At 58.8% G+C, this 25,120-nt stretch carries 28 protein-coding genes; 18 read left to right on the forward strand and 10 right to left on the reverse strand.

Going from position 1 to position 25,120, the window contains the following annotated elements:
* The first annotated feature begins 1 nt into the window (after position 1).
* Entirely contained in the window at positions 2 to 505 is a 504-nt protein-coding gene (locus OE750_RS00725; protein WP_263760344.1) for a DUF2937 family protein, read from the forward strand.
* Positions 506 to 535: 30 nt separating this feature from the next.
* Here the strand turns inward: OE750_RS00725 and OE750_RS00730 are convergent, their stop codons facing one another.
* Complete coding sequence (locus OE750_RS00730; RefSeq protein WP_263760346.1) at positions 536 to 727, reverse strand: hypothetical protein; 192 nt, start codon at positions 725 to 727, stop codon at positions 536 to 538.
* Between the two features lie 19 nt (positions 728 to 746).
* Between OE750_RS00730 and OE750_RS00735 the strand changes: the two genes are divergently transcribed.
* From OE750_RS00735 to OE750_RS00745, 3 genes are all read left to right on the forward strand, one after another.
* Positions 747 to 2,030, forward strand: coding sequence for a lipoprotein-releasing ABC transporter permease subunit (locus OE750_RS00735; protein ID WP_263760348.1), 1,284 nt, complete (start codon positions 747 to 749; stop codon positions 2,028 to 2,030).
* Entirely contained in the window at positions 2,023 to 2,706 is a 684-nt protein-coding gene (locus OE750_RS00740) for an ABC transporter ATP-binding protein (protein WP_263760350.1), read from the forward strand. Before OE750_RS00735 ends, OE750_RS00740 begins: the two co-directional genes overlap by 8 nt.
* Positions 2,707 to 2,782: 76 nt before the next feature.
* On the forward strand, positions 2,783 to 3,760 hold the full coding sequence (locus tag OE750_RS00745) for a calcium-binding protein (RefSeq protein WP_263760352.1): 978 nt from the start codon (positions 2,783 to 2,785) through the stop codon (positions 3,758 to 3,760).
* 217 nt (positions 3,761 to 3,977) lie between these two features.
* Here OE750_RS00745 and OE750_RS00750 read toward each other — a convergent pair whose 3' ends face one another.
* The gene (locus tag OE750_RS00750) at positions 3,978 to 4,424 is read right to left on the reverse strand and encodes a DMT family transporter (protein ID WP_263760354.1); all 447 of its coding nucleotides are present in this window, start codon (positions 4,422 to 4,424) and stop codon (positions 3,978 to 3,980) included.
* 13 nt (positions 4,425 to 4,437) lie between these two features.
* Positions 4,438 to 4,959: a PaaI family thioesterase gene (locus OE750_RS00755; RefSeq protein WP_263760356.1), complete on the reverse strand. Its 522-nt coding sequence runs from the start codon at positions 4,957 to 4,959 to the stop codon at positions 4,438 to 4,440.
* On the opposite strand from OE750_RS00755, the gene OE750_RS00760 reads away from it, so the two are divergent.
* Both OE750_RS00760 and OE750_RS00765 read left to right on the forward strand, forming a co-directional pair.
* Positions 4,958 to 5,380, forward strand: coding sequence for a cytochrome c (locus tag OE750_RS00760; protein WP_263760358.1), 423 nt, complete (start codon positions 4,958 to 4,960; stop codon positions 5,378 to 5,380). The two genes, OE750_RS00755 and OE750_RS00760, sit on opposite strands and share 2 nt — an antisense overlap.
* Positions 5,381 to 5,423: 43 nt before the next feature.
* Positions 5,424 to 5,825, forward strand: coding sequence for a c-type cytochrome (locus tag OE750_RS00765; protein ID WP_263760360.1), 402 nt, complete (start codon positions 5,424 to 5,426; stop codon positions 5,823 to 5,825).
* Positions 5,826 to 5,910: 85 nt separating this feature from the next.
* Here OE750_RS00765 and tdh read toward each other — a convergent pair whose 3' ends face one another.
* From tdh to OE750_RS00790, 5 genes are all read right to left on the reverse strand, one after another.
* Positions 5,911 to 6,945 (reverse strand): L-threonine 3-dehydrogenase, encoded by a 1,035-nt coding sequence (gene tdh / locus OE750_RS00770; protein ID WP_263760362.1) that lies wholly within the window; start codon positions 6,943 to 6,945, stop codon positions 5,911 to 5,913.
* Complete coding sequence (locus OE750_RS00775; RefSeq protein ID WP_263760364.1) at positions 6,942 to 7,868, reverse strand: PLP-dependent cysteine synthase family protein; 927 nt, start codon at positions 7,866 to 7,868, stop codon at positions 6,942 to 6,944. Before OE750_RS00775 ends, tdh begins: the two co-directional genes overlap by 4 nt.
* Complete coding sequence (locus OE750_RS00780; protein WP_263760366.1) at positions 7,865 to 9,046, reverse strand: glycine C-acetyltransferase; 1,182 nt, start codon at positions 9,044 to 9,046, stop codon at positions 7,865 to 7,867. The genes OE750_RS00775 and OE750_RS00780 overlap by 4 nt, the downstream gene beginning before the upstream one ends.
* A gap of 75 nt (positions 9,047 to 9,121) precedes the next feature.
* A complete protein-coding gene (locus tag OE750_RS00785; RefSeq protein WP_263760368.1) occupies positions 9,122 to 9,706 on the reverse strand; it encodes a helix-turn-helix domain-containing protein in 585 nt (194 codons plus the stop codon).
* Between the two features lie 6 nt (positions 9,707 to 9,712).
* On the reverse strand, positions 9,713 to 10,906 hold the full coding sequence (locus OE750_RS00790) for an NAD(P)/FAD-dependent oxidoreductase (protein WP_263760370.1): 1,194 nt from the start codon (positions 10,904 to 10,906) through the stop codon (positions 9,713 to 9,715).
* Positions 10,907 to 10,972: 66 nt separating this feature from the next.
* Between OE750_RS00790 and OE750_RS00795 the strand changes: the two genes are divergently transcribed.
* The 11 genes from OE750_RS00795 (at position 10,973) to ftsA (ending at position 21,021) form a co-directional block, all read left to right on the forward strand.
* A complete protein-coding gene (locus OE750_RS00795; protein WP_263760372.1) occupies positions 10,973 to 11,428 on the forward strand; it encodes a GNAT family N-acetyltransferase in 456 nt (151 codons plus the stop codon).
* A gap of 104 nt (positions 11,429 to 11,532) precedes the next feature.
* Positions 11,533 to 12,699 (forward strand): putative lipid II flippase FtsW, encoded by a 1,167-nt coding sequence (gene ftsW, locus OE750_RS00800; RefSeq protein ID WP_263760374.1) that lies wholly within the window; start codon positions 11,533 to 11,535, stop codon positions 12,697 to 12,699.
* Entirely contained in the window at positions 12,696 to 13,796 is a 1,101-nt protein-coding gene (gene murG / locus OE750_RS00805; RefSeq protein ID WP_263760376.1) for an undecaprenyldiphospho-muramoylpentapeptide beta-N-acetylglucosaminyltransferase, read from the forward strand. The genes ftsW and murG overlap by 4 nt, the downstream gene beginning before the upstream one ends.
* Before the next feature lies 1 nt (position 13,797).
* On the forward strand, positions 13,798 to 15,198 hold the full coding sequence (gene murC, locus OE750_RS00810; RefSeq protein ID WP_263760379.1) for a UDP-N-acetylmuramate--L-alanine ligase: 1,401 nt from the start codon (positions 13,798 to 13,800) through the stop codon (positions 15,196 to 15,198).
* A 15-nt stretch (positions 15,199 to 15,213) separates the two neighbouring features.
* Positions 15,214 to 16,401, forward strand: coding sequence for an APC family permease (locus tag OE750_RS00815; protein ID WP_263760381.1), 1,188 nt, complete (start codon positions 15,214 to 15,216; stop codon positions 16,399 to 16,401).
* Positions 16,398 to 16,652, forward strand: a complete 255-nt coding sequence (locus OE750_RS00820) for a DUF2484 family protein (RefSeq protein ID WP_263760383.1) — start codon at positions 16,398 to 16,400, stop codon at positions 16,650 to 16,652. The genes OE750_RS00815 and OE750_RS00820 overlap by 4 nt, the downstream gene beginning before the upstream one ends.
* On the forward strand, positions 16,649 to 16,900 hold the full coding sequence (locus tag OE750_RS00825; protein ID WP_263760385.1) for a DUF2484 family protein: 252 nt from the start codon (positions 16,649 to 16,651) through the stop codon (positions 16,898 to 16,900). The genes OE750_RS00820 and OE750_RS00825 overlap by 4 nt, the downstream gene beginning before the upstream one ends.
* 5 nt (positions 16,901 to 16,905) lie before the next feature.
* A complete protein-coding gene (gene murB / locus OE750_RS00830; RefSeq protein ID WP_263761170.1) occupies positions 16,906 to 17,823 on the forward strand; it encodes a UDP-N-acetylmuramate dehydrogenase in 918 nt (305 codons plus the stop codon).
* Between the two features lie 68 nt (positions 17,824 to 17,891).
* Complete coding sequence (locus tag OE750_RS00835) at positions 17,892 to 18,812, forward strand: D-alanine--D-alanine ligase (protein WP_263761172.1); 921 nt, start codon at positions 17,892 to 17,894, stop codon at positions 18,810 to 18,812.
* Positions 18,800 to 19,690 carry a cell division protein FtsQ/DivIB gene (locus OE750_RS00840; RefSeq protein WP_263760387.1) on the forward strand — a complete coding sequence of 297 codons (891 nt, stop codon included), beginning with the start codon at positions 18,800 to 18,802 and terminating at the stop codon, positions 19,688 to 19,690. Before OE750_RS00835 ends, OE750_RS00840 begins: the two co-directional genes overlap by 13 nt.
* A complete protein-coding gene (gene ftsA / locus OE750_RS00845) occupies positions 19,687 to 21,021 on the forward strand; it encodes a cell division protein FtsA (protein ID WP_263760389.1) in 1,335 nt (444 codons plus the stop codon). Before OE750_RS00840 ends, ftsA begins: the two co-directional genes overlap by 4 nt.
* A gap of 55 nt (positions 21,022 to 21,076) precedes the next feature.
* On the opposite strand, the gene OE750_RS00850 is transcribed toward ftsA, so the two are convergent.
* Both OE750_RS00850 and OE750_RS00855 read right to left on the reverse strand, forming a co-directional pair.
* Complete coding sequence (locus OE750_RS00850) at positions 21,077 to 21,541, reverse strand: DsrE family protein (RefSeq protein WP_263760391.1); 465 nt, start codon at positions 21,539 to 21,541, stop codon at positions 21,077 to 21,079.
* 144 nt (positions 21,542 to 21,685) lie between these two features.
* A complete protein-coding gene (locus OE750_RS00855; protein WP_263760393.1) occupies positions 21,686 to 22,897 on the reverse strand; it encodes a PhnD/SsuA/transferrin family substrate-binding protein in 1,212 nt (403 codons plus the stop codon).
* A 439-nt stretch (positions 22,898 to 23,336) separates the two neighbouring features.
* Here OE750_RS00855 and ftsZ point away from each other — a divergent pair, with 439 nt between their 5' ends.
* The gene (gene ftsZ / locus OE750_RS00860; protein WP_263760395.1) at positions 23,337 to 24,995 is read left to right on the forward strand and encodes a cell division protein FtsZ; all 1,659 of its coding nucleotides are present in this window, start codon (positions 23,337 to 23,339) and stop codon (positions 24,993 to 24,995) included.
* The last annotated feature ends 125 nt before the right edge of the window (positions 24,996 to 25,120 follow it).

A 25,120-nucleotide genomic window follows, 5' to 3' on the forward strand; every position in this document is an offset into this window, starting at 1 on the left:
TATGATTGCACGGGTTGTGACATTGGCAGGCGGGTTGGCCGGGGCGGCGGGCTTCTCGCAATTTCCCGAATTTTCGCAGCAATACATCCAGCGGATGGGTGGGGCTGTGGACGAACTGGGGCGCTTTGTGGCCGAGTTTGATGCGGATGCGGCGAGCCTTAATGTGAGCCGCGAGCAGGCGTTGATCCAGATGCGCTACGGTGGCGCTATGGGGGCCGTGCGCGCGGACACGATGGAAAACACGATTGCGCGCCACGCGCGGCTTAGTGCTGATCTTGCTGCCTTGGAAGGTGTCGGGCCGTTTACCCGCGCCTACGAGATGCGCCGCTTTTCCGACAGCGAAATAGCCGCGCGGGCCTGGGAGGCGTATAAGCCTGCCGTGCCGCTCACCTTTGAAGGCGGGGTCTTTGCCGGCACTGGGTTTCTGGGCGGACTTGGACTTATCGGGGGATTGATTGCGCTGTTACGCGGGGTTTTCGGGCGGCGGCGCGCGCAGGGCGCCTAGCTGTCATCCTGAGCGCCCAAAACCTTCGATTTAGGCGGCAGAGAGCGTGTCGCCCAAGCGGTCTGTGGCGGGGTCGGGGCGACCTTGAATGACGGTGATGTTTGCCATGGCGCTCTCTTTATTGGGCCAAGTATAGGCCTTTGGGCAAATCGTGGCCATGATCTGCGGCAAGACGCGCTTCTGCTTGACCTTGGGGCCAAGCGCGCGCATTTTGCCGCGCAATTATAAAGAGAGCAGACCTATGGCCATGACCCCTCCTTTTGCGCGCTACGAGTGGATGATAGCGTGGCGCTATTTACGCGCGCGTCGTGCCGAGGGCGGCGTGAGCGTGATGACGTGGATTTCGCTGATCGGGATTACGCTGGCTGTTATGGCGCTGATTGCCACGCTGGCCGTACGGGCGGGCTTTCGGGCGGAGTTTGTTGATACCATTCTGGGCGCGAACGCCCATGTGACGGTGTATAATGCTGCCGAAGTGCAGGAAAACGGAGTGCTGGACCGCACAATTCAGGACTATGAGGGCATGGCGACGCGCCTTCGCGCGGTTGACGGTGTGACGCGGGCGGCGCCGCTTGTGAAGGGGCAGGTTATGGCCAGCGCGGGCGGGCGCAATGCGGGCATTGAAGTTTACGGGATCACGGCGGAAAACCTCATGACCATCCCGCGGATTGTGGAACCGCAGGACAGCTCGGGAGACATCACCCGTTTTGAAGAGGGCATTGCCATCGGCTCGGGGGTTGCGCGCGAGTTGGGTGTCGTGGCGGGTGACAAGATCAAGGTGATCAGCCCCAACGGTGTGAAAACAGCCTTTGGCACGAGCCCGCGGGTGAAGGCCTATGAGGTTGCCTATATCTTCACGGCGGGGCGCTATGACATTGACCGCACGCGCGTTTATATGCCGTTTGGTGAGGCGCAGACTTTCTTTAACCGCGAAGGGCGGGCGGACGAGATCGAGGTGATGGTGGCGACGCCTGACGCTGTGGACGCGATGACTCTGCCGCTCATTCAAGCGGGGGGGGAGCGGGCGCTGCTCTGGACATGGAAAGATGCGAGCGGCGGGTTTCTCAAGGCGCTCGATATCGAGGACAATGTGATGTTTGTGATCCTGTCGATCCTTGTTCTCATTGCCGCGATGAATATTGTTTCGGGGCTGATTATGCTCGTGAAGAACAAGGGGCGCGACATTGGGATTTTGCGCACCATCGGCCTTACGGAGGGTGCTGTCTTGCGGGTGTTCTTTATTTGCGGAGCGTTTACGGGGATTATCGGAACAGCGCTTGGCGTGTTGCTCGGCTGTTTGTTTGCGATCTATATCGACCCGATCTTTGCGATTGTGAACGGAGTGTCCGGCGGCGGGATATGGGACCCTGCGGTGCGGGGGATTTCATTCCTGCCTGCGAAGCTCCAGTTCAATGATGTGATGTCTGCTGTGGCGCTGAGCCTTGGGCTGAGTTTTATCGTAACGATCTTTCCGGCGCGGCGTGCGGCGCGGATGAACCCTGTGGAGGCGCTGCGCTATGAGTGATCCTGTGTTGCGCCTGACGGGCATCGAGAAGGTTTACAATAAAGACAAGCCCAACGAGGTGAGCGTTCTCAGGGGCGCAGATCTGACGATTGAAGCGGGTGAGATCGTGGGGCTTGTAGCCCCTTCAGGCGCGGGCAAATCGACGCTTCTGCACATTGCCGGATTGCTTGACATGGCGAGTGCGGGAACTGTCGAAATCGGCGGGCAGGATATGACGGGGAGAAGCGACCGCAAGCGCACACGGGTGCGGCGAGAGGATGTGGGTTTTGTTTACCAGTTTCACCATTTGCTGCCCGAGTTTACCGCTCTGGAGAACGTGATGCTGCCGCAGCTTGCCAACGGCGTGGCGCGTGGTGCGGCCAACACCCGTGCCATGGAGCTTTTGGGACATGTCGGCGTGAGTGAACGCTGTGAGCACCGGCCAGCGGATATGTCGGGCGGCGAGCAGCAGCGCGTTGCGTTTTGCCGGGCACTCGCGAACGGGCCGCGGCTTTTGCTGGCGGACGAGCCAACGGGAAACCTTGACCCCGGCACGGCAGATCAGGTGTTTTCGGCGTTGATGAGCCTTGCGCGGGAAACCGGACTGGCAGCGCTGATTGCCACGCACAACCTTGAGCTTGCCGCGCGGATGGACCGCCGTGTGCGGCTTGAAGAGGGCGTTCTTGTGCCTGCCTGAATGCGCCATTTGCAACTTGGAGTGGCACGGTAAGGCCAGAGAAAACGCACATTTTTGACAAATTGAAAGTAGATGCTTGAGCTCAACAGGGCGCTATGACCCTGACGAGCAAGAGGCAGATACGATGTTCACTTCAATGATTTTGATGGCGCTTATTGGTGCCCCGTTGATGTTGGTTCCGCTGCTGGACAATGGTGGCGGTGACGACGAGAACGATGTGAATGCGGCGGGAGCTGCCGATGTTGACACGGGAGAGGCTGCACAAGGACCCGAGACAGACGGTGCGGGTGTCGATACGTTTTTAAGCAATGATGAAACCTCCGGCGGGGATTTAAGCGCTGCTGAGGTCGATGACGCCTCTCGCGGACAGGTAACTGACACTGCGGGTGTGACGGCAAATGGCTCGGTTGAGGCAGATGTTATCACGGGCGGTTCGCTGGATGACGAGCTTTCAGGGTATTATGGCGATGATACGATTTATGGCGATGAGGGCGATGACGCACTGCGCGGCGGTTATGGCAACGATGTGCTCTATGGCGGTGAGGGAGATGACAACCTGAACGGCAATGCCGGAAACGACTATCTTGACGGCGGTGCGGGTGATGACCGTATCGACAGTGGCGAGGGTGACAATACGCTGATTGGCGGTGAAGGTGCTGACCTGTTGATGGCCACGCTGGGCGATGATGTGCTGAACGGCAACGAGGACGACGGCAGTTCGGATGACGAGATCGACCGGCTGATTGCCAGCTTTGGCGACGATACCCTAATGTTGGGCGAGGGCGATATCGGTACAGGCGGCGCGGGGGCGGATGCGCATTACATTCTGGCAGATGTTGATTTGGGAGTGACCATCACGGACTTTGATCCGGCTGAGGACAGTATCATCGTGTTGCATGACGAGGCCGATGTGCCGACGATCACCGAGCAGCGGATTGACGCGACGGGAGTGACTGTTGTGCTTTCAACCGGTGTCGAGATTGCGCTCAATGGGCTTGAGAGCACCGTGCCTGCGGCGCAGTTCGGCTTTGAGGCCTTTGGCGCGGTGGCTTGAGAGCCAGCTTTCCAAAGTGGTGGGAGAGCCTGACCTGCCCCAAGCGACGCTCTTCGGTGTTGAGGTCGGGAGTGTCACCACCTTGGGGCCATCCGGCTGCTTGAAGAGGCCTGTCTCACCGGCTTCTTCAAGCTGTTTCCGTTCTTTGCGACGCGGTTCGGCCTTTTCCGTATTGGTCGGGCCTTTTTCGGGATTTCTTTGCAAAGACTTGCAGGTGTTAAACCTGCTGTGTGAGCCAGACGCCTGAGGCCATGAGGGCGATGCCGCCTGCGCGGGAGAGCGAGAGCGGCGAGATACGCGCACCAAAAAGGCCGAAGTGATCAATGATCGCGGCAGAGATAAGTTGCCCGAGCAGCACGAAGAACACCGCATTGCCGACGCCGAAGCGCGGCGCGACCCAAGTTATCGAGAGCACATAGAAGGCCACGAGCAGGCCTGCCAGAAACAAGTGTTTGGGCTGGGCGGGAGCTTGGGCGAGCGCACTTGCGCTGCCTGTGAGAAAGAGCACCACAACAGCCGCGGAAAGCGCCACGCAAAACAGGATCAACCCTGCGGCGAAGGGCGTTCCGAGGCGCGTGCCGAGACTTGCATTAAGCGCGGCCAGAACGGGAATACCGATGCCTGCTGCGAGCATGATGAGGGCGTATGATGTGGGGCTGTGCATGGAGTTGTGCCTTTCAGGCGAGGTAGAATGTGGCTGTTGCTGTGGCGATGTCTTTGCCCAGAGGCTCGGCACGCATCACAGCGCGGGTGAAGATGAGGTTGCGGCCCGGTTTGACGATTTGGGCTTCGCAGACGACCAGATCGCCAAGGCCTGCGCGCAGGAACTGCACTTCGAGGTTGGTTGTGGCGACGGGTTTCATCTGGCCGAAAAGCCCCGCGCAGGCAAAGACCATTGCGGTATCGGCCATGGCTGCAAGCGCCTGACCCGAGAGCACATCGCCCATTCGGGTGAGATCGGGGGTGATGGGCATTGTGAGGGTTGCGCCATTTTTGCTGATATCGGTGATTGTGAGGTCAAGCGCGCGCACCCAAGGGGCGAAGGCTGTATCAAAGATGGTTTGGGCCTGGTCTGGTGTAAGTGTCATGGAGTTCTCTTGTGTGGTTGGGCCAAGAGTGGCATGGCGCGAGCGGATGATCCAGATCAAAGCGTAGGCAAGTGCCACGCTGTCAGAATGGCTCAAACAGGAGTGCGACATGAAAACGATAACGACAGAGGCGTTGGTTTTGGCTTTGGCCGCGATGGCGGGCCTTGCAGGATGTGTGGACGAGACAGCACGCAGGGACGACAGCAAGAGCGGCTCGATGTTGTTTGCCGAAAATTGCGCGGCTTGCCATGGCGCGAATGCGCGCGGACATGGTGATGCGGAGTCGGGGCTTGAGCAGGCACCAGCGGATTTAACACTTATTTCGGAGCGCAACGGCGGGACATTTCCGGCAGATGATGTGCTGGCCAAGGTGCACGGCTACGGCGGGCCGGGGCATTTTGGCGATATGCCCGATTTCGAAGATATCGGCGCGGGCAAAAAGGTGATGTGGGAGACGCAAAACGGGCAGAAAATCGCCACTCCGCGCGCGCTTGTCGAGATTGTGGGCTATCTGGAAGGCTTGCAGCGCTAGGGGCGTTTCTTTAGGCTTAAGAAAACCATAAAGGGGCGAGCAGATGCGGTTTGTTTTGACAGGGTTGGCGGCGGTTGCTGTCGCGGCTTGCATGAATACGGAAATGCCTGACGCCAGCGAAGGGCGCGCGGCCTATGATGCGAATTGCGCTATGTGCCACGGGGCCAGCGGCAAGGGCGACGGGGAGCTTGCGGGCGATCTGAGCGTGAAACCCGCGGACCTGACGACACTCACCCGCGACAACAGTGGAAAATTCCCTGTGAACCGCGTGCTGAGTTATATCGACGGTTACACGCGGCAAGGGCGTGAAGATGTGGAGATGCCCGAATTCGGCCTGCTGCTTGAAGGGCCAAGTGTGCCGATCAAGACGGGCGAGGGCGTGTTTACGCCGACGCCACGGCCTTTGGCAGCACTGCTGGCTTACTTGGAGAGCATTCAGGGGTAATCTCGAATTTGCTTCGCAAATCCGACCCGCTGGGGGCTTTGCCCCCAGACCCCCAGGATATTTATGGCAAAAAGAAAGGGGAAGGTTAGGTCCAATCGAGGACGACTTTGCCTGAGCCTTGCTGCATGGCATCAAAGCCTTTTGCATAGTCGGCCACTTTGAGGCGATGGGTGATGACGCCGCGCACGTCGAGGCCGTTTTCCAGCATGGCGATCATTTTATACCATGTTTCAAAGATTTCACGGCCGTAGACGCCTTTGAGGGTGATGGCTTTGAAGACGATGCGCGACCAGTCGACAGGGCTTTTGCCCGGCGGGATGCCTAAGAGGGCGATGCGCCCGCCCATGACGAGGTTTTCGACCATTTGATCGAGGGCGGTTTGGGAGCCGGACATCTCGAGGCCGACATCGAAGCCTTCCTTCATTTTGAGCGCGCCTTCGACCTCTTTCAGTTCTTGTGTGGCGACATTGACGGGGACGACATCGGCCACGGAGGCGGCGAGATCGAGGCGGCGCTGGTCGATGTCTGTGATGACCACATGGCGCGCACCCACATGACGCGCGACGCAGGCGGCCATGATGCCGATGGGGCCGGCGCCTGTGATGAGCACGTCTTCTCCGACCAGATCAAAGCTGAGGGCGGTGTGAACGGCATTGCCTAAAGGATCGAGGATTGCTCCGATTTCATCGTCAATCGCATCGGGGAGGGGAACTACGTTGAAGGCGGGGAGGCGGAGATATTCGGCAAAGGCGCCTTGCTCGTTGACGCCGATGCCGCGGGTTTGCGGATCAAGGTGGAACTTGCCTGCGCGGCTCTGGCGGGATTTTTTACCGATAAGGTGGCCTTCTCCAGAGCAGCGCTGACCAAGAGCCAGATCGGTCACATCACGGCCAAGCTCGACGATTTCGCCTGCGAATTCGTGGCCCGTGATGAGCGGGGTGGGGACCGTGCGCGCGGCCCAGTCATCCCAGTTCCAGATGTGCAGATCGGTTCCGCAGATGCCTGTTTTGTTGATTTTGATCAGAACATCTTCCGGGCCGATCTCGGGGAGCGGTTCTTGCCGGAGGGTGAGACCCGGCTGGGGTGCGGTTTTGACGAGGGCTTGCATAGAGTTTTTCATGGTGTGTCATCCCAGAGGTCGGTTGAGAGGTATTTGAGGCCGCTATCGCAGATAACGATGGCGACTGTGCCGCCTTGCTCGGAGTCTTGAAGGAGCTGCACGGCTCCTGCGAGATTTGCGCCTGCGGAGAAGCCACCGAAGATGCCTTCGTGCCTGGCGAGGAGGCGAGCGTGTTCGCGGGCTGCTTTGCCAGTAACGGTGAGGGTGCCTGCGAGGGGCACGCCTTTGAGGTGAGCGAGATTGGGCATGGAGTATCCGCCGCCCTGAATGGGATGAGTGGGGGTGTCGGGGTGAATGGCGTAGGATTTTACGCCTTGGGAGGCGAAGAAGCGGGCAGCGCCACCGAGGGTTCCGCCAGAGCCGATAAAGTCGCAGAATGCGGTGACGGAGCCTTCGGATTGTTCCCAGATTTCAGGGGCTGTGCCTGTCTCGTGCGCCTGCGGGTTGCTTGGGTGGACGAACTGGTCGGCGCGGAAGGCGGCGCGTTCGCGGGTGAGGGTTTGCGCGGCGGCTTCAACGAGGGCAAGGTCTGCGCCCGAGACTTCGCCGCGGGCAGAACCGTCAGCTTGGGGAACGAGGAGGACTTCGGCGCCAAGCGCGCGCATCATGGCGGCGCGCTCGGGGGAGTTGCCTTCGCTCATAACGGCGACGAAAGGGTGGCCATAAATGCCACATACGATGGCGAGGCCTGTTCCCATATTGCCTGAGGTGAGCTCGACGACGGTTTGACCCTCGGCCAGATCGCCTGTGGCTCGGGCCGACTGGATCACGGCGAGGGCGGCACGGTCTTTTTTGGAGAACCCCGGCGAGAGATAGTCGCATTTGGCGAGGATGCGTCCGTCAAGGCCCAGGTGGGCGGTGAGGCGGTCGAGCGCCACGAGGGGGGAGTTGCCGATGGCATAGGTGATGTCGGGGAGGATCATATCACGCCTGTTTCGCGGCCAGCTTCGGTGAAGGCAAAGAGTGCTGCGTTGAGATCTTTTTTGGTGAGGGCAGCATTCATTTGGGTGCGGATACGGGCGCGGTCCTTTGGCACGACGGGGAAAAAGAAGCCCGAGACATAGATACCGCGTTTGTCCAAAGCCTGCGCCATGTCTTGGGCTTTTTGGGCTTCGCCGAGCATGACGGGAATGATCGGGTGTTCGCCTTTAAGCAGGGTGAAGCCTGCGGCCTCAAGGCCAGCGCGCCAGTGCGCGGCGTTCTCGAAGAGTTGTTTGCGCAGGGCATCGCCATCTTCCACCAGCTTGAGCGCGGCGATGCCTGCTGCGGTGATTGAGGGGGGCAGGGCGTTGGAAAAAAGATAAGGCCGAGCGCGTTGGCGCAGCAGGTCAATTACTGGCTGGGGGCCAGCGATATAGCCGCCGAGCGCGCCGCCGAGGGCCTTGCCGAGCGTGCCTGTGAGGATGTCGACTGCTGTGCCGAAATGCGCGGGTGTGCCTTGGCCCTTTGGTCCCATGAAGCCTGTAGCGTGGCAATCATCGACCATAGTGATGGCGCCGTATTTGTCGGCCAGCGCTTTGATCTCGGGGAGCCTGGCGAGGTAGCCATCCATTGAGAAAACACCATCGGTGGCGATCATGATGTGGCGGGCGCCATCGGCTTTGGCGGCTTTGAGCTGTGTTTCGAGATCGTCCATATCGGAGTTGGCATAGCGGTAACGCTTGGCTTTGCAGAGGCGGATGCCGTCAATGATAGAGGCGTGGTTGAGGGCGTCGGAGATAATTGCGTCTTCGGGGCCGAGGAGCGGCTCGAACAAACCGCCGTTGGCATCAAAGCAGGCGGCGAAGAGGATGGCATCATCCATGCCGAGGAATTTTGCCAACGCGCTTTCAAGCTCGCGGTGCAAATCTGCCGTGCCGCAGATGAAGCGCACCGAGGCCATGCCGTAGCCGTGCTCGTTCATCGCCTGCGTGGCGGCTTTGATTAGCGCGGGGTGATCGGCGAGGCCGAGGTAATTGTTGGCGCAGAGGTTGAGCATGGGCCGCCCCTCGGCTGTGATGTGGGCCGACTGGGGCGTGCTGATAGCGCGCTCGCGCTTATAGAGCCCGTCTGCCTCGATCTCGCGGAGGGTGGCTTGGATATCGGTGAGAAAGGCGGACATGGCGGGCGCTCCCTTTGAGGTTTGCTCAAGGGTATCTTCGTGACGCAAAATGTCAATATAAAAGATGCGCGTCCGTTATAGCGGACGCGCACCTGTTTCGTGCTTTACAACGAGTATGGCGCGGGCCGTTTCATGCGCGCGGATCGCATGGGGCAGATCGGCGCGGTAGCGTAGGGTGTCGCCTGTGCCAAGAGCGGCCTCGGCCTCGCCGCTCCTGACGGAGAGTGCGCCTGTGAGCACGGTGAGATGCTCGACAGCGCCTGCGTCGTGTGGCTCGGAGACCAGGCTGCCGCCTGCGTCAAAGACCAGCTCGTAAAGCTCGGTTTTGCCCACATCGGCGGGTGCGGAGAGAATGCGGATGGTGCAGCCTTTGCCTGTCTCGGTGAAGGCGGGCGTGTCGGTGGAGCGCAGGTGCTCAAGGATCGGGCATTCGGGGCTGGCGGAGCTGTCTAGCAGCCCTGCGAAATCAACGCCCAGAGCGCGGGTCAGGTTCCAGAGGCTGGCCACGGTGGGCGAGGATGCGCCACGCTCGATCTGGCTGAGCATGGAGCGGGAAACGCCAGAAAGCTGTGCCAATGCTTCCAGCGAGAGGCCACGCGCGGTGCGTGCCTCTTTGAGGCGGCTCGCCAGATGCCGGGTGATATCGTGATCTATAGCCATGGGCGTTTATAGAGAGCTTTGGGCGCGGCTGGCAATATCGCGCGCAGCGGCGACGGCGGAAGACCATGCCCATTGAAAATTGAACCCACCGAGCCAGCCTGTCACATCGACGCATTCGCCGATGAAGTAGAGGCCTTTCCGGTGGGCGCTTTCCATGGATCTGGAGCTGATATCAGCCGTTGAAACACCTCCGAGGGTGACTTCGGCTGTGCGGTAGCCTTCTGTGGCTGTGGGCTTGAGCTGCCAGTTTTGCAAGGCACTCACGATCTCGCTCAGGCGGGCATCGGACTGATCGGCGAGATTGCCTGTGAGGGCGAGAGGGTTTGTGAGGTGATCGACCAGTTTGGCGGGCAGATGGCGGGCAAGCTCGGTTGTGAGCTGGCGGCGGCCCTGTGTTTGGCGCTGTGAGCGCAGAGCCTCGTAAAGCGTGTTTGCCGGATCAAGATTGAGTGTGATCGCTTCGCCCTCGTGCCAGTACGAGGAAATTTGCAGCATGGCGGGACCAGAGAGGCCGCGGTGTGTGAAGAGCGTGGCGTCTTCAAAGCTGGCGTGGCCCGCTGTGGCGATTGTGTCGGCGGCTGTGCCTGCGAGGGGCGTGAACGGATTATCGGAGAAAGTGAAGGGGACGAGGGCCGGGCGTGTCTTGGTTAGGCTATGGCCGAACTGTTCGGCAATGTCGTAAGCCAGACCTGTTGCGCCCATCTTGGGGATGGATTTGCCGCCTGTGGCGAGCACGAGATTGCGCGCGAGGACGGTTTTGCGCTTGCCGTTATATTCCAGCGTGGCGGTGAAGTCTGATCCGTCGTGGGTGATGCTGATCACGGAGGTTTCAAGCCAGAGCGAAGCCTCGGCGCGGGCCATTTCAGCCAGCAGCATGTCGATGATCTGGGTCGATTTGCCATCGCAGAAGAGCTGGCCGAGGGTTTTTTCGTGATAGGCGATGCCGTGCTTGGCCACCAGCTCGATAAAGTCCCATTGGGTATAGCGGGCGAGAGCGGATTTGGCGAAATGCGGGTTCTCGCTCAGGAAGTTTTCTGGCGTGCAATACATATTGGTGAAGTTGCAGCGCCCGCCACCGGAAATACGGATTTTCTCGCCCGGTTTTTTGGCGTGATCAATGATCAGAGTTTTTGGCCCCGCGTGGGCGGCGCACATAAGGCCAGCGGCGCCTGCGCCAAGGATGAGCGTGTTGACTTGCATAAGGGTGGGCTACGGTGCAACGCTACTTTTTGCAAGAGAGATGACGTTTGGGAAGAGGCCTGCGCAATGCACCAGATAGCGGCGGATAGCAAAGAGGTTGAGGCGGTTCTGGGTCTCATTCAGCGTGCATTTGCCTCTATGGATGGGCGGATATTTCCGCCAAGCTCGATGCACCGCTTAACTGTGCACGATGTATCACAGCAAGCCCGAGACGGGGAGGTCTGGGCGATCGGTGAGCCTGTTGTGGCCTGTGTTTTTATGATGCCACGGGTGGACAGCTTATACATTGGCAAGCTGGCGGTTGATGGGGCTGCGCGTGGACGAGGGCATGCGCGGGCCTTGGTTAAGCAGGCTGAAGCGCGGGCCAGAGCGCTTGGGCTGGAGCGGCTTGAGCTGATGACGCGGGTTGAATTGCGCGAAAACCACCGCGTGTTTGAGAAACTTGGCTTTGAAAAGACGGGTGAGAGCGCTCATGAGGGATTCGAACAGGCGACTTCGTTCACATTTGCCAAGTGGCTATGACCTAAGAGCGAACCATCTACTTCCCAAAGGCGAATCACCATGTTAGACTGGCAACAACAGACCCCGCAAAGGGGCGGTTGAGGCAGTGTAGCGGTGAGTTTCAGATGACAGAAATGGTGTATGGCACGATTCACGTGCATTCGGGCGAACCTGTGCTTCCGAAGTGGTGGCGCACAATTGACAAGTGGACGCTCTCTTGCATTTTGCTCCTGTTCGGGGTCGGGCTTTTGCTCGGCCTTGCAGCGAGCCCGCCTTTGGCGGAGCGCAACGGTTTTGGCGCGTTTCATTATGTGCAGCGGCAGGCGTTTTTTGGCGGGCTGGCACTTGTGGCGATGCTGATCACCTCGATGATGCCACCCCAGCTTGTGCGGCGTCTGGCTGTGATCGGCTTTCTGGTTTCGTTTGTTGCTCTTTTGGGCTTGCCGTTTTTCGGAACCGACTTTGGCAAAGGCGCCGTGCGCTGGTATTCGCTCGGGTTTGCTTCGCTGCAACCCAGCGAGTTTCTCAAGCCCGGGTTTATTGTTGTTACCGCATGGCTGATGGCGGCAAGTTTCCAGATCAACGGCCCTCCCGGCAAGATGCTGTCGTTTGCGCTGCTGATAATCATCGCCTTTATTCTGGCGATGCAGCCCGACTTCGGCCAAGCGGCTTTGCTGCTTTTTGGTTGGGGTGTCATGTATTTCATTGCCGGAGCGCCGATTATCTTGCTTGTGAGCCTTGGCGGAGTCGTCGCGGCTGTCGGGATGTTTGCTTACAATGCCTCCGAGCATTTTGCGCGCCGGATTGACGGCTTTCTGAGCCCCGATATCGACCCGCGCACGCAGCTTGGGTATGCGACAAATGCTATCCGTGAGGGCGGCTTTTTTGGCGTGGGTGTGGGCGAGGGACAGGTGAAGTGGAGCCTGCCCGATGCGCATACCGATTTTATCATTGCGGTGGCGGCGGAAGAATACGGGCTTATCCTCGTGCTCTGCATCATTGCGCTTTATGCAACGATTGTGGTGCGCTCGATGATGCGGCTTATCCGCGAGCGTGACCCGTTTATCCGCCTTGCCGGAACGGGGCTGGCGGCGATTTTTGGCGTGCAGGCGATGATCAACCTCGGTGTGGCCGTGCGGCTTTTGCCTGCTAAGGGCATGACCCTTCCGTTTGTGAGCTACGGCGGGTCTTCGCTGATTGCGGGGGGTATTGCGGTGGGCATGTTGCTTGCATTTACACGCTCAAGGCCTCAAGGGGAGATCGAGGATATCTTCAGAGGTCAGAAGAGATGAGTGAGAAACAGCCGCTGCTGATTATCGCAGCGGGAGGCACCGGCGGGCACATGTTTCCCGCGCAAGCATTGGCAGAACGGATGTTACGCGCGGGCTGGCGTGTGAAGCTGAGCACTGATGCGCGCGGCGCGCGCTATACGGGCGGGTTTCCTCATTCTGTCGAGATTGAACAGGTGGCAAGTGCCACTTTTGCGCGCGGTGGTGTGCTGGCGAAACTGCTGGTTCCATTCCGTATCGCGGGCGGCGTATTGCGTGCCACTTTCAAAATGATGCGCGACAAGCCTGATGTTGTTGTCGGCTTTGGTGGCTATCCGACCATCCCTGCGATGGGCGCGGCATGGCTTTTGCGCAAGCCGCGGATGATCCACGAGCAGAACGGCGTTTTGGGCCGTGTGAACAAGATGTTTGCCAAGCGGGTTGATGTTGTGGCCTGCGGCACATGGCCTACCACTTTGCCTGAAGGTGTTGAGGGCATTCACACGGGCAACCCTGTGCGCACCGCAGTGCTGGAGCGCGCCGGAGCGGGTTATATCACGCCCGGGCCTTACCCCATGTCATTGCTGGTGATCGGCGGCTCGCAAGGGGCGCGGATATTGAGCGAGATTGTGCCAAAGGCGATTGCGATTTTGCCCGAGGCGCTGCTTGAGCATCTGCGCGTGGCGCATCAGGCGCGTGATGAAGACGGTGAGCGCGTGGCGCAGTATTATACCGACCATGGCATTCCTGCCGAGGTGGAGCCGTTCTTTCAGGATGTGCCTGCGCGGATGAGCGAAGCACAGTTGATTATTTCACGCGCGGGTGCGTCATCGGTTGCGGATATTTCCGTGATCGGGCGGCCCTCGATCCTGATCCCCTATGCTGTGGCAGCGGGAGACCATCAGAGCGCCAATGCGCGCGGGCTGGCGCAGGCGGGCGGTGCGATTGTTATTCCCGAGAGCAAGCTGACGGCCGAGTCTTTGAGCGAGCAGATCCTGAGTGTGATGGATACAGAGCAGGGCGCATTGATGATGGCACAGGCGGCGCTGTCTGTATCAAAGCCGGAGGCGGCAGAAGAATTGCAAAAGCTGGTCGAAGAACTGGCGCAGAAAGGCAAGTGAGATGAGTGCAGCAGCAACCAAGCTTCCCGGAGATGTCGGGCCGATTCATTTTGTCGGAATCGGGGGCATAGGAATGTCGGGGATTGCCGAGGTGCTCTTGAACCACGGCTATGTTGTGCAGGGCAGTGACCTGAAGCGCAGCAAGATCACCGACCGCCTCGCAGAGATGGGTGCGCTGATCTTTGAAGGGCAGAAGGCCGAGAACCTCGCGGATGCCGAAGTTGTGGTGATTTCTTCTGCTATCAAACCCGGTAACCCGGAGCTTGATGAAGCGCGCCTCAAGGGGCTGCCTGTTGTGCGCCGTGCCGAGATGCTGGCGGAGCTCATGCGCCTTAAATCAAACATCGCCGTTGCGGGCACGCATGGCAAGACGACGACCACAACGATGGTGGCTGCGCTGCTTGACCACGGCAGGTTTGACCCGACTGTGGTGAATGGCGGAATTATCCATGCCTACGGCTCCAACGCGCGTTCGGGTGACGGCGAGTGGATGGTTGTTGAGGCCGACGAGAGCGACGGGACTTTTAACCGCCTGCCAGCCACGATCGCGATTGTGACCAACATTGACCCAGAGCACATGGAGCACTGGGGCACGGAAGAGAACTTGCACAAAGGCTTTTATGACTTTGTCTCCAATATTCCGTTTTACGGCCTTGCGGTGTGCTGCACCGACGACAGTGATGTGCAGGAGCTTGTCGGCAAGCTGACGGACCGCCGCGTTGTGACTTATGGCTTTAACGCGCAGGCCGATGTGCGCGCGGTGAACCTGACCTATAAGGCGGGTGTGGCGTGTTTTGACATTATCCTGCAAGCTGAGGGCAAGCGGATTGACGGTTGCACTTTACCGATGCCCGGCGATCACAATGTCTCCAACGCTTTGAGCGCTGTCGCGGTGGCGCGGCATTTGGGTATGAAACTTGATGAAATCCGTGAAGCCTTGGCTGCCTTTGGCGGAGTGAACCGCCGTTTCACGCGGGTCGGGGTTGTGGATGGTGTGACCATCATTGATGATTATGGCCACCACCCCACCGAGATTGCCGCTGTGCTCAAAGCCGCGCGGCAGGCCTGTGAGGGGCGTATTATTGCTGTGCACCAGCCGCACCGCTACACGCGTTTGCACCACCATTTTGCCGAGTTCTGCGCCTGTTTTAATGAAGCGGATGTCGTTGGCATCACCGAAGTTTATGCGGCGGGCGAAGAGCCGATAGAAGGCGCGAGCCGCGACGATCTGATCAAGGGGCTGATTGCCCACGGCCACCGCAACGCGCAGGCTGTACCCGACGAGGCGGCGCTTGTCGCGTTGGTGAAAGCCGAGGCCCGTAAGGGTGACATGGTTGTTTGCCTCGGGGCGGGCACGATCAGCGCTTGGGCCAACAACCTTCCCAAGCTGCTGGAAAGCTAAATTAGGGCAAGAGTTATGGCAGACGAGCTCAAACGCAAGATCGGCCTCAAACTTCTGACCGCTTATGGTGTCGGTGTTATGGTGGGCGCGGGCATTTATGTGCTCGTCGGAGCTGTGGCGGCGGAGGCTGGCGTCTGGGCCCCGCTGGCTTTTCTCCTCGCGGGTGTCATCGCGGCCCCTACAGCGCTGAGCTATGCAGAGTTTTCAACGCGAATACCCGAGGCGGCGGGTGAGGCAGCTTATGTGGCCAAGGGGTTTGCAGCGCCTTGGCTCGCAGTGCTTGTCGGGCTTGCCATCGTGCTGGCAGGGACGGTTTCGGCGGCGGCGGTCTTGCGCGGCGGTGCAGGGTATCTCACGGCGATCAGCGCATTGCCGTTTGTGCCGACGGTCATTATCCTGGGGGCTGTTCTTGCTTTTGTTGCTGTTGTGGGCGTGTTGGAAAGCCTCTGGCTTGCCGCCGTGTTTACCATCATCGAGGTATTCGGTCTGGGATTGGTTGTCTGGGCGGGTTTCAGTGTGGCACCTGTAGAGGCGTTTACGACCCCGCAGCCGATTGTCTGGGTTGGAGTTTCGTCGGCGGCGGTGCTGGCGTTTTTTGCATTCATCGGATTTGAAGACATCGTCAATATGGCCGAGGAAGTGGACAACCCTGTGCGGGTGTTGCCACGGGCAATTTTGTATTCATTGCTCATCACTACCTTGCTTTATGCTTTGGTGACCTTCGCGGCGGTGCGGGCTGTGCCGCTGAACATGCTTGGCAACAGCGAGCAGCCTTTGGCGCTTGTTTGGACGCAGGCGCATGGCGGTAGCGCGGTCTTTCTCTCGCTGATTGCCGTTGCAGCGGCGCTTAATGGAGTGCTGGCTCAGATTGTCATGGCCTCGCGCGTTTTGTTCGGGCTTGGGCGGAGGACGGCAGGGCTGGCGATGTTTCACCACACCCATGCGCGGTTTGGAACGCCTGTGCTGGGAACGGTACTGGTGGGCTTCGGTGTGGTTCTCGGTGCACTGATGTTGCCTGTAGCTGACCTCGCGGAAGTCACATCCGGATTGCTTTTGTCGGTTTTTGTTCTGGTAAACGCGGCGTTGATCGTGTTGAAGCGCTCGGAACCGGAGGCGCCGTTCCGCGTATCGATGGCTGTGCCTCTCTTCGGGCTGATCGCGTCGCTTGCGGCGCTAGGAATAACGATAGGAGCCAAGCTATGAGCGCACCTCTTTGGGCCGGCGTGATTTGGGTGATAGCCGCGACAGCAACCGCTTTTTTGGCGATCCGTCGTCAATTCTTGCCTGCTGGTGTGCTCTTGGTCGCGGCTCCGGCAGTCATTCTGTGGATCGGCTATGCGCATGGGTGGATTTTCAGCGCCTTTGCATTTGCGGGCTTTATTTCAATGTTTCGCAACCCGCTGCGCTACCTTTGGCAGCGTGTGCGCGGGCTTAAGCCGGAGTTGCCGAAATGACTTTTTCTCTTACTCTGGTTTGTATCTGGGCTGCCGTTGCCAACCTGTTTGCCATGCTGCCGAGCCGTGACAATTATTGGCGGGGTGCCTATGTTCTGATTGCCATCGGCATACCGCTATTGGGCTATGTGACCTATGAAAACGGTCCATGGATAGGGCTTATTGTGTTGATCGCGGCGATGAGCATGTTGCGCTGGCCTGTGGTTTATCTCATGCGCTGGATACGCGGCGCTCGCAAATCGGGGTGAGTGATATGATGCCAGAGGTGCGCGGCAAGTTGAGCCAAGGCAAACTTTTGAGCGAACTGACATGGTTGCGCGTGGGCGGCCCTGCTGACTGGCTGTTTATGCCTGCCGATGTGGATGATCTGGCGCAGTTTATGGCTGCTCTTGACCATGACGTTGAGATTTTCCCGATGGGCGTCGGCTCCAATCTCATTGTGCGCGACGGTGGCTTGCGGGCGGTTGTGATCAAGATGGGGCGTGAGTTTAACCACATTGAAGTTGAAGGCAATCGCGTGCGCGCAGGTGTTGCAGCGCTGGATGCGCATGTGGCACGCAAGGCCGCGGATGCGGGTGTGGATCTGACATTTCTGCGCACCATTCCCGGGGCGATTGGCGGGGCTGTCAAGATGAACGCGGGGTGCTATGGCAGCTACACGGCGGATGTGTTTGTCAGCGCGAAGGCGGTGACCCGCGAGGGGCGAATTGTCACCCTAACAAGGGATGACATGAAGTTTGCTTACCGTCAGAGCGAGTTGCCCGAGGGTTGGGTTTTGGTTGAAGCCACATTGGAAGGGCCGGGCGGCGCACCTGAGGCGCTTCATGCGCGAATGGAAGAGCAGCTTGCCAAGCGTGATGCGAGCCAGCCGACCAAGGAGCGCAGCGCAGGCAGTACATTTCGCAACCCTGCAGGCTTTAGCTCGACGGGTCAGGCCGACGATACTCATGAGTTGAAAGCCTGGAAGGTGATCGATGATGCGGGGATGCGCGGGGCCAGCATCGGCGGGGCGCAGATGAGCGAGATGCACTCCAACTTTATGATCAACACGGGTGGCGCAACTGCCGCAGACCTTGAAGGCCTTGGCGAAGAAGTGCGAAAAAAGGTTTACGAAAACAGTGGGATCACGTTAGAGTGGGAAATTATGAGGGTTGGCGAACCAACTCCGTGAGTCAGGCACTAAAAACGACAGAAGATAAATAGTAACGAGGGCCGCAAAAGGCCCCAATTTCGAGGCGGATCGGGATGTCGGGCAGGACAACCCCTAAAGTGACAGTGTTGATGGGCGGACCATCGGCGGAGCGCGAGGTGTCTCTCGTGTCGGGCCGTGAGTGTGCCAAAGCGCTGCGCGCAGAGGGCTATGATGTAACTGAGCTGGATGCAGGGCAGGATGTTGCCGAGCGCTTGCGAGTGCTGGCGCCTGACGTTGTGTTCAATGCGCTCCACGGTCGCTGGGGCGAAGACGGCTGCGTGCAGGGCATCCTTGAGTGGTTGCATATTCCTTACACACATTCGGGTGTTCTGGCTTCGGCTCTGGCGATGGACAAAGAGCGCACCAAGGACGTTTACCGCGCCCATGGCTTGCCTGTTGTGCCTTCGTTGTTGGCGAATAAAGCCGAGGTGAGTGCGCGCCATGTGATGGAGCCTCCCTATGTTGTGAAGCCTTACAATGAGGGCTCTTCGGTGGGCGTCTATATTGTGCAGGAGGCGGCCAACGGGCCACCCAGGCTTGACGAGAACATGCCTGACACGGTGATGGTTGAAGCTTATGCGGCTGGCCGCGAGCTGACGGCAACTGTGATGGGGGACAAAGCCCTGACGGTGACCGAGATACTCACCGAGGGCTGGTATGATTATGATGCGAAATACAAAGAGGGCGGCTCAAGACATATATGCCCTGCCGATATTCCGCAGGACATTTTTGATCTGTGCATGGAACACGCGGTGACAGCGCATAAGGCGCTTGGGTGTCGTGGTGTGAGCCGCACGGATTACCGCTGGGACGAGGCACGCGGCATTGAAGGCCTTGTGCTTTTGGAGACAAACACCCAGCCCGGAATGACGCCGACATCGCTTAGCCCCGAGCAGGGGATTGCGACGGGGATGAGCTTTGGCAAATTTTGCGCGTGGATGGTGGAGGATGCGTCATGTCCGAGATGAAGCCGCACCGCAGCCCCGCGAAGGCCGATCCTGCGCCAAGCCGCTGGTCTTACCGCTATCACCGTTTGATGCTGACGCCGCTTTTTCGCAAGGTGCTGCGTGTGGGCGTGCCTTTTACCCTCTCGCTGGGGATCGGGTTGATATATTTTTCCGATCAGGAGCGCCGTGACGGCTTTAACCTCGCGCTGACAGATTTGCGGGCCGAGTTCGAGAACCGTCCTGAATTTATGGTCAAGCTGATGGCTGTTGACGGAGCGAGCAGCGAAGTGGCCGAGGATATCCGCGAGATTGTGCCTCTCGATTTTCCGCTGTCTTCATTTGATATTGATCTTGAAGATATCCGCAGCAATGTGGCCGGTTTGCAGGCGGTCAAATCGGCGCGGGTGAAGATTAAGTCGGGTGGAGTTTTGCAGATTGAAGTTGACGAGCGCCAGCCGATTGCTGTGTGGCGCAGCTATGAGGGGCTTGAGCTTCTGGACGCTGAAGGGGTCGCTTTTCGGGCGCTCGATAGCCGTTTTGACCGCCCCGACCTGCCCCTGATTGTAGGCGAAGGCGCGACAGAGAACCTTGCCGAAGCCATGCAAGTGCTTGCGGCAGCGGCCCCGCTTCAGGAGCGGCTGCGCGGAATTGCGCGAATTGGCGAGCGACGTTGGGACGTTGTTTTGGACCGCAACCAGAAAATAATGTTGCCCGAAGAACTGCCCGTGCAGGCACTTCAGCGCGTGCTGGCGCTTAACACTGCGCGAGACCTTCTGGCGCGGGATGTGGCGGTCGTGGATATGCGTCTGGCTCATCGGCCGACGATTAGAATGAGTGACGAGGCAACGCGTGAGCGCTGGAAAGTGCGCGCGAGCGAAGCAGGGATAAAAACACAATGATCGAGCTATATGAATCACAGCGGGCCATGCGCAACATGCGCCGCGCCGCCATGCAGCGCGGTGTGATTGCCATTCTGGATGTGGGGAGTTCCAAGATTGCCTGCCTTGTGCTGCGGTTCGACGGGAGTGAAACGCTCGGTGAGAGCAACGGCATGGGCGCTATGGCCGGGCAGGCGGGCTTTCGGGTGATCGGCGCGGCAACGACACGTTCGCGCGGGGTGCGCTTTGGCGAGATTGATACAATGGCCGAGACCGAGCGCGCCATTCGCACTGCTGTTCAGGCGGCGCAGAAGATGGCGAATATCAGGGTTGATCACGTGATTGCCTGTTTTGCGGGGGGCGACCCGCGCTCATACGGGCTTGTCGGCGAAGTGGGTATCGATGGTCATGTCGTAACGGAAGAAGACGTGAGCCGCGTGCTGAGTGCTTGTGATGTGCCCGAGATCGGTATGGGCCGTGAAGTGCTGCACGCGCAGCCTGTGAACTTTGCGCTGGATCACCGATCGGGCCTTTCGGACCCACGCGGGCAGATGGGGGCACGGCTGGCGACAGACATGCACCTGCTGTCGGTTGATGGCACGGTCATTCAGAACATTGTGCATTGTGTGCGCCGCTGTGATCTTGAACTTGCGGGGATTTACTCCTCTGCCTATGCGGCAGGCTATGCCGCGCTTGTGGAGGACGAACAAGAGCTTGGCGCGGCTTGTATCGACATGGGCGGTGGCACAACCAGCGTTTCGATTTTCATCAAGAAGCACATGATTTACGCCGATGCCGTGCGCCTTGGTGGTGACCATGTGACCAGCGATATTTCTATGGGGCTGCAAGTGCCGATGACTATGGCCGAGCGCATCAAGACGTTTTACGGCGGGGTTGTGGCCACGGGTGTGGACGACCGCGAGATGATTGATATTGGCGGAGATACGGGCGACTGGGAGCACGACCGCCGCGCGGTGAGCCGCACCGAGCTTATCGGAATTATGCGGCCACGGGTTGAGGAAATTCTGGAAGAAGTGCGCGCCAAGCTTGATGCGGCGGGCTTTGACCATTTGCCGAGCCAGCAGATTGTGCTGACGGGCGGCGCAAGCCAGATCCCCGGGCTTGACGGGTTGGCGAGCCGTATACTTGGCCAGCAGGTGCGCTTGGGGCGGCCCGTGCGTGTGCAAGGGTTGCCGCAGGCGGCTGTAGGGCCGGGATTTTCAAGTGCTGTCGGGCTTTCGCTGTTTGCGGCGCACCCGCAGGATGAATGGTGGGATTTCGAACTGCCGGTAGACCGCTACCCTGCGCGCTCGCTTAAACGCGTGATGCGCTGGTTCCGCGACAACTGGTAAGAGATAAAAAGGCCGCTCGAATGAGAGCGGCCTTTGGTTTTTTGGGGGTGGTGGTTTATGGTTTTATGTACGTGAAGCCCTGCATCTGCAGATGCGACAGCTCGGCGACACCACTTGGAACAATGTCTTCCTCGTAGACATCAAAGAGATCGTTTTCGAACGAGATATTGCGACCGCTTAATGTGTTGTTGCAAACGTGGAAGGCTACGTTTTGTCCCTTGAGTCCCAGCACCTGTCCGCGCAGGGCTTCGTTTGTTTTGGCGTGTGACAGAAGGCCGAGGCCGTTGCCGTGAAGCACGAGTTTAACGTCCATATTCTCTGCGCCCACCGCGTTGATATGGTTCTGGATGTTGGTAAGTGCGCCGCGATAGGCTTTGTCGCTTTCACCGCCTTCGTAATTGATGTGATAGACGACTTTATGTTTACCATAGCGGTCGCTGGCGGCTGTATCCGTGGTGGTCAATGCCAAGCTTGCCATTGCGATCACAACGGTGAGTGCAAGTGAAATAATGTGTTTCATTCTGGGTTCCCTTTTGTGCTGGGCTGCTTTGCGCAACCTTGGGTCCAGCCTTGCAGAGAACTGGCGCCCGAACACCTAGGGCGAACCACGGGTTTGGTATAAAAGGGTCTGGGGAGATGACTAGGTTCGTTGATTTATCGGGGACTAGCTTGCCAGAGCCACAAGCTGGCTGGAGGAGCGGGCCTCGTATTTTTTCAGCAAATTGGCACGGTGAAACTCGACGGTCTTCGGGCTGATAGCAAGCTTGCGCGCTATTTCTTTAGAGGAATACCCTTCGGCGATAAGGTCAAGCACCTCGCGTTCGCGTTTGGTGAGCGTTGGGTGTGATGTGTTGTTGTTCACGTGGGGTGCGGAAATCGGTATGCGCCACCGCAAGATCAAAACAAGCGCGACGAGCGGGAGCAAAACTGTGCCGAGCAGAAGCGGCCAGCTGCGCAGGAGTTTTCGGGCAAGGCCGAGCTCTTCTATGCGTTTTGCATAGGCTTCATTCAGCTCGACGACCGATTGGTAGGATACAGGCGCTGTCCAGTAGTAGCGCAGGCGAACCTTTTGGGCGAGAGGCGTGTTCTTGGCGTTGAGCAGGGCCAGCGCCACAGGATCGCGCAACTCGGAAGGTGTCTGGGCCAGGGCAGCGAAAGGCCATTCGGGATAGAGCCTTGTGCTGACGCGATCAGCGTGATCGAACGTGGCACTTGTGTTGAGGTAGATGAAATCATCGGCTTTATAGTATCCCTCAGACAGCAATCGCTCCATGAGCCCACTGCGCACAATTCCGATATCGGCGCGGCCCGAGGCGACTTGGGTTACGATTGTATCCATCGGGAAGCCGACTGAGATGATGTTGCTTGTGTCGGTAAACAGATTGATCCCGACGTCCTGAAATTCGCGCCATGCGAGCTGGAAGCCGCCAAATGCATTTTTCCCGACGGTGACAACACTTTTGCCACGGGCATCGCTGAGCGACGTGATGTCTGTGCCACGACGTGCGAAGATGAGGCTTCCAAAGGTGCTTGAGAAGCCACCTTTGTTTTGTTGAACGTTGCGTGACGCGATCACGCTCATCTCATGTTTTTCGCTGAGGTCTACAAAATGGCCAGGATTGGTGACGAGGAAGTCGAGTTGGCCGGAAGCCAGCTGCCTGGAGGCAGAGGCAAGGGTGACGGGCACAAGCTCGAAGGTATAGTCTGGCACCGCGGCATCAAGATAGAGCTTGAGGCCGTGCCAACGAGCGAGCGCATCCTCATAGCCGAGATAGGCCAGCACTCCGATCCGTGCCGGATTTTCGCTGTTTTGCGCATGAGGTTGAGACGCCGGAGCCAAGAGTAGGCCGATCAGCGCCAAAATAATTCTGAGCATATGCTCCTCCCTGCCAAACTATAGGGGCGAGATCACGGAATAGGCAAACTAGCAGTGAGAAGACCGCGAAAAAGATTAGGCAGGAAAGGCCTGAACTTGGCTGTGAAGGGCTGGAAGTGATCGATTTCTTGTGTTAGATAGCCATCTAACGCTCATCTCAGAAGCGAATAGGCCGAGCAGGGCCCAATGACATTGAGTTTTTTTTGATACACCTCTCGCGAGAGGTGTCTATTGCGTTGGCTTGTGTCTGGCTTGTGGGGTTACGCAAGATTTCGGGTTTTCGGCGAAATCTCGCGGATAGTGACCATATATTAGCCATATTTTGTGGGATTTCGCAGTTTTTTACGTGACGATACGGCAAAGGCGCGGTAGAAATAGCTTGGAACAGGCAGAAATCGCACCCGCGTAAGCGGTCAAAGACATCAGGCGGACAGATAAAATGACACTCAACCTCACAATGCCCGGACAGGAAGACCTCAAGCCACGCATCACCGTATTCGGTGTGGGGGGCGCAGGCTGTAATGCGGTAAACAACATGATCGACAAAGAGCTTGAAGGCGTCGATTTTGTGGTTGCAAATACCGATGCGCAGGCTTTGCAGCAAAGCAAGTCACCCAGCAAGGTTCAGTTGGGTGTGAAGGTTACGGAAGGTCTTGGAGCGGGCGCGAAGCCCACGATCGGCGCTGCGGCTGCCGAAGAAAGCATCGAACAAATCGTTGATCACCTCGCGGGTGCGCACATGTGCTTTATTACTGCGGGTATGGGTGGCGGCACAGGCACGGGAGCCGCGCCTATCATTGCGCAAGCGGCACGCGAGCTTGGTGTTTTGACAGTCGGTGTTGTGACAAAGCCTTTCCAGTTTGAAGGTGCGAAGCGGATGCGCCAGGCGGAGGAGGGCGTCGAAGCGCTGCAAAAGGTTGTGGACACGCTGATCATCATTCCGAACCAGAACCTGTTCCGCCTTGCCAATGAGAAAACCACTTTCACAGATGCCTTCTCGATGGCGGATGATGTGCTTTACCAGGGTGTGAAGGGTGTGACTGACCTTATGGTTCGCCCAGGCCTTATCAACCTCGACTTTGCAGATGTTCGTGCTGTGATGGACGAGATGGGCAAGGCCATGATGGGCACAGGCGAAGCGACCGGTGAAGACCGTGCGACACAAGCCTCCGAAAAAGCTATCGCCAACCCGCTGCTGGACGAAATCAGCCTGCGTGGCGCGAAGGGTGTTCTGATCAACATCACCGGCGGCCACGATCTGACGCTGTTTGAACTCGACGAAGCGGCCAACCGCATTCGTGAAGAAGTTGACCCAGAGGCGAACATCATTGTCGGCTCGACGCTGGACACTTCTATGGAAGGCGCAATGCGTGTGAGCGTTGTGGCGACCGGTATTGATGCGAGCGATGTGCGCAGCGATATTCCTGTGCCGCGCCGTTCACTGGCAGAACCGCTGCGCCAGAAAGTTGCGGCCGAGGAAGACGTGCAGCACGAAGAGCGAACGCCGGAGCCTGCTGTAGCCTTTACGGCTGCTGCCGCATCGGTTGCTCATGAAGCACCGCAAGAGCCCTCACTGTTTTCAGATGTGCGTGAAGAAGAGCACGCGGCAGTTGAGGAGCAAGCCCAGCCGGTGTTTGCACCGCAGCGCGAAGCGTATCAACCGCCCGCGGCGTCAGCTGTTGAGGATGATCTTCCTCCGCCCGCCTACCAACCTCAGGCGCGCCGTGAGGAAACGATTGACGCTGCGCCAGAAGAGTTTGTTGCGCCCCGTGCTCCGGCCCCCGGCACACCTTCGCCCGAGGCAATGGCCCGTCTGCGCCAAGCGGTTCACAACACACGCCCGGCACAGCAACCTGCACCCCAAAGTGCAGAAGAAAAGCCGCGCTTCGGGATCAATTCGCTGATCAACCGCATGACCGGCCATGAGCAGGGTGCAAAACCGGCTGCGCCGCAGCAAGCGGCGCCACAAGCGACCCGCCCGGCGGCGCCCGCACCACGCGCACAGCCTCAGGTGAGCAGCGCGCAGCCTCAGCAACAGCCTGATGCTGACCAGGAACGCATCGAAATCCCCGCGTTCCTGCGTCGCCAAGCGAACTAGAACGGCCTGATACTTCACGAAAAGCCGCCCTTCAGGGGCGGCTTTTTTCTTTCTATATCAGCCGCTTGGGATAGGTGGGGCGCGGTTCCGCCTATTGTAACAGGTGATGTTACAAGCGGTTGCAA

The sequence above is a fragment of the Lentibacter sp. XHP0401 genome (assembly GCF_025751535.1).
GTDB lineage: Bacteria > Pseudomonadota > Alphaproteobacteria > Rhodobacterales > Rhodobacteraceae > Lentibacter.

What these genes read in the sequence shown, in the direction of transcription:
- OE750_RS00725 (WP_263760344.1), top strand. Translation starts at nt 2, where the DNA reads ATGATTGCACGGGTTGTGACATTGGCAGGCGGGTTGGCCGGGGCGGCG.
- OE750_RS00735 (WP_263760348.1), top strand. Translation starts at nt 747, where the DNA reads ATGGCCATGACCCCTCCTTTTGCGCGCTACGAGTGGATGATAGCGTGG.
- OE750_RS00740 (WP_263760350.1), top strand. Translation starts at nt 2,023, where the DNA reads ATGAGTGATCCTGTGTTGCGCCTGACGGGCATCGAGAAGGTTTACAAT.
- OE750_RS00750 (WP_263760354.1), bottom strand. Translation starts at nt 4,424, where the DNA reads ATGCACAGCCCCACATCATACGCCCTCATCATGCTCGCAGCAGGCATC.
- OE750_RS00760 (WP_263760358.1), top strand. Translation starts at nt 4,958, where the DNA reads ATGAAAACGATAACGACAGAGGCGTTGGTTTTGGCTTTGGCCGCGATG.
- OE750_RS00755 (WP_263760356.1), bottom strand. Translation starts at nt 4,959, where the DNA reads ATGTCGCACTCCTGTTTGAGCCATTCTGACAGCGTGGCACTTGCCTAC.
- OE750_RS00765 (WP_263760360.1), top strand. Translation starts at nt 5,424, where the DNA reads ATGCGGTTTGTTTTGACAGGGTTGGCGGCGGTTGCTGTCGCGGCTTGC.
- tdh (WP_263760362.1), bottom strand. Translation starts at nt 6,945, where the DNA reads ATGAAAAACTCTATGCAAGCCCTCGTCAAAACCGCACCCCAGCCGGGT.
- OE750_RS00775 (WP_263760364.1), bottom strand. Translation starts at nt 7,868, where the DNA reads ATGATCCTCCCCGACATCACCTATGCCATCGGCAACTCCCCCCTCGTG.
- OE750_RS00780 (WP_263760366.1), bottom strand. Translation starts at nt 9,046, where the DNA reads ATGTCCGCCTTTCTCACCGATATCCAAGCCACCCTCCGCGAGATCGAG.
- OE750_RS00785 (WP_263760368.1), bottom strand. Translation starts at nt 9,706, where the DNA reads ATGGCTATAGATCACGATATCACCCGGCATCTGGCGAGCCGCCTCAAA.
- OE750_RS00790 (WP_263760370.1), bottom strand. Translation starts at nt 10,906, where the DNA reads ATGCAAGTCAACACGCTCATCCTTGGCGCAGGCGCCGCTGGCCTTATG.
- OE750_RS00795 (WP_263760372.1), top strand. Translation starts at nt 10,973, where the DNA reads ATGCACCAGATAGCGGCGGATAGCAAAGAGGTTGAGGCGGTTCTGGGT.
- ftsW (WP_263760374.1), top strand. Translation starts at nt 11,533, where the DNA reads ATGACAGAAATGGTGTATGGCACGATTCACGTGCATTCGGGCGAACCT.
- murG (WP_263760376.1), top strand. Translation starts at nt 12,696, where the DNA reads ATGAGTGAGAAACAGCCGCTGCTGATTATCGCAGCGGGAGGCACCGGC.
- murC (WP_263760379.1), top strand. Translation starts at nt 13,798, where the DNA reads ATGAGTGCAGCAGCAACCAAGCTTCCCGGAGATGTCGGGCCGATTCAT.
- OE750_RS00815 (WP_263760381.1), top strand. Translation starts at nt 15,214, where the DNA reads ATGGCAGACGAGCTCAAACGCAAGATCGGCCTCAAACTTCTGACCGCT.
- OE750_RS00820 (WP_263760383.1), top strand. Translation starts at nt 16,398, where the DNA reads ATGAGCGCACCTCTTTGGGCCGGCGTGATTTGGGTGATAGCCGCGACA.
- OE750_RS00825 (WP_263760385.1), top strand. Translation starts at nt 16,649, where the DNA reads ATGACTTTTTCTCTTACTCTGGTTTGTATCTGGGCTGCCGTTGCCAAC.
- murB (WP_263761170.1), top strand. Translation starts at nt 16,906, where the DNA reads ATGATGCCAGAGGTGCGCGGCAAGTTGAGCCAAGGCAAACTTTTGAGC.
- OE750_RS00840 (WP_263760387.1), top strand. Translation starts at nt 18,800, where the DNA reads ATGTCCGAGATGAAGCCGCACCGCAGCCCCGCGAAGGCCGATCCTGCG.
- ftsA (WP_263760389.1), top strand. Translation starts at nt 19,687, where the DNA reads ATGATCGAGCTATATGAATCACAGCGGGCCATGCGCAACATGCGCCGC.
- OE750_RS00850 (WP_263760391.1), bottom strand. Translation starts at nt 21,541, where the DNA reads ATGAAACACATTATTTCACTTGCACTCACCGTTGTGATCGCAATGGCA.
- OE750_RS00855 (WP_263760393.1), bottom strand. Translation starts at nt 22,897, where the DNA reads ATGCTCAGAATTATTTTGGCGCTGATCGGCCTACTCTTGGCTCCGGCG.
- ftsZ (WP_263760395.1), top strand. Translation starts at nt 23,337, where the DNA reads ATGACACTCAACCTCACAATGCCCGGACAGGAAGACCTCAAGCCACGC.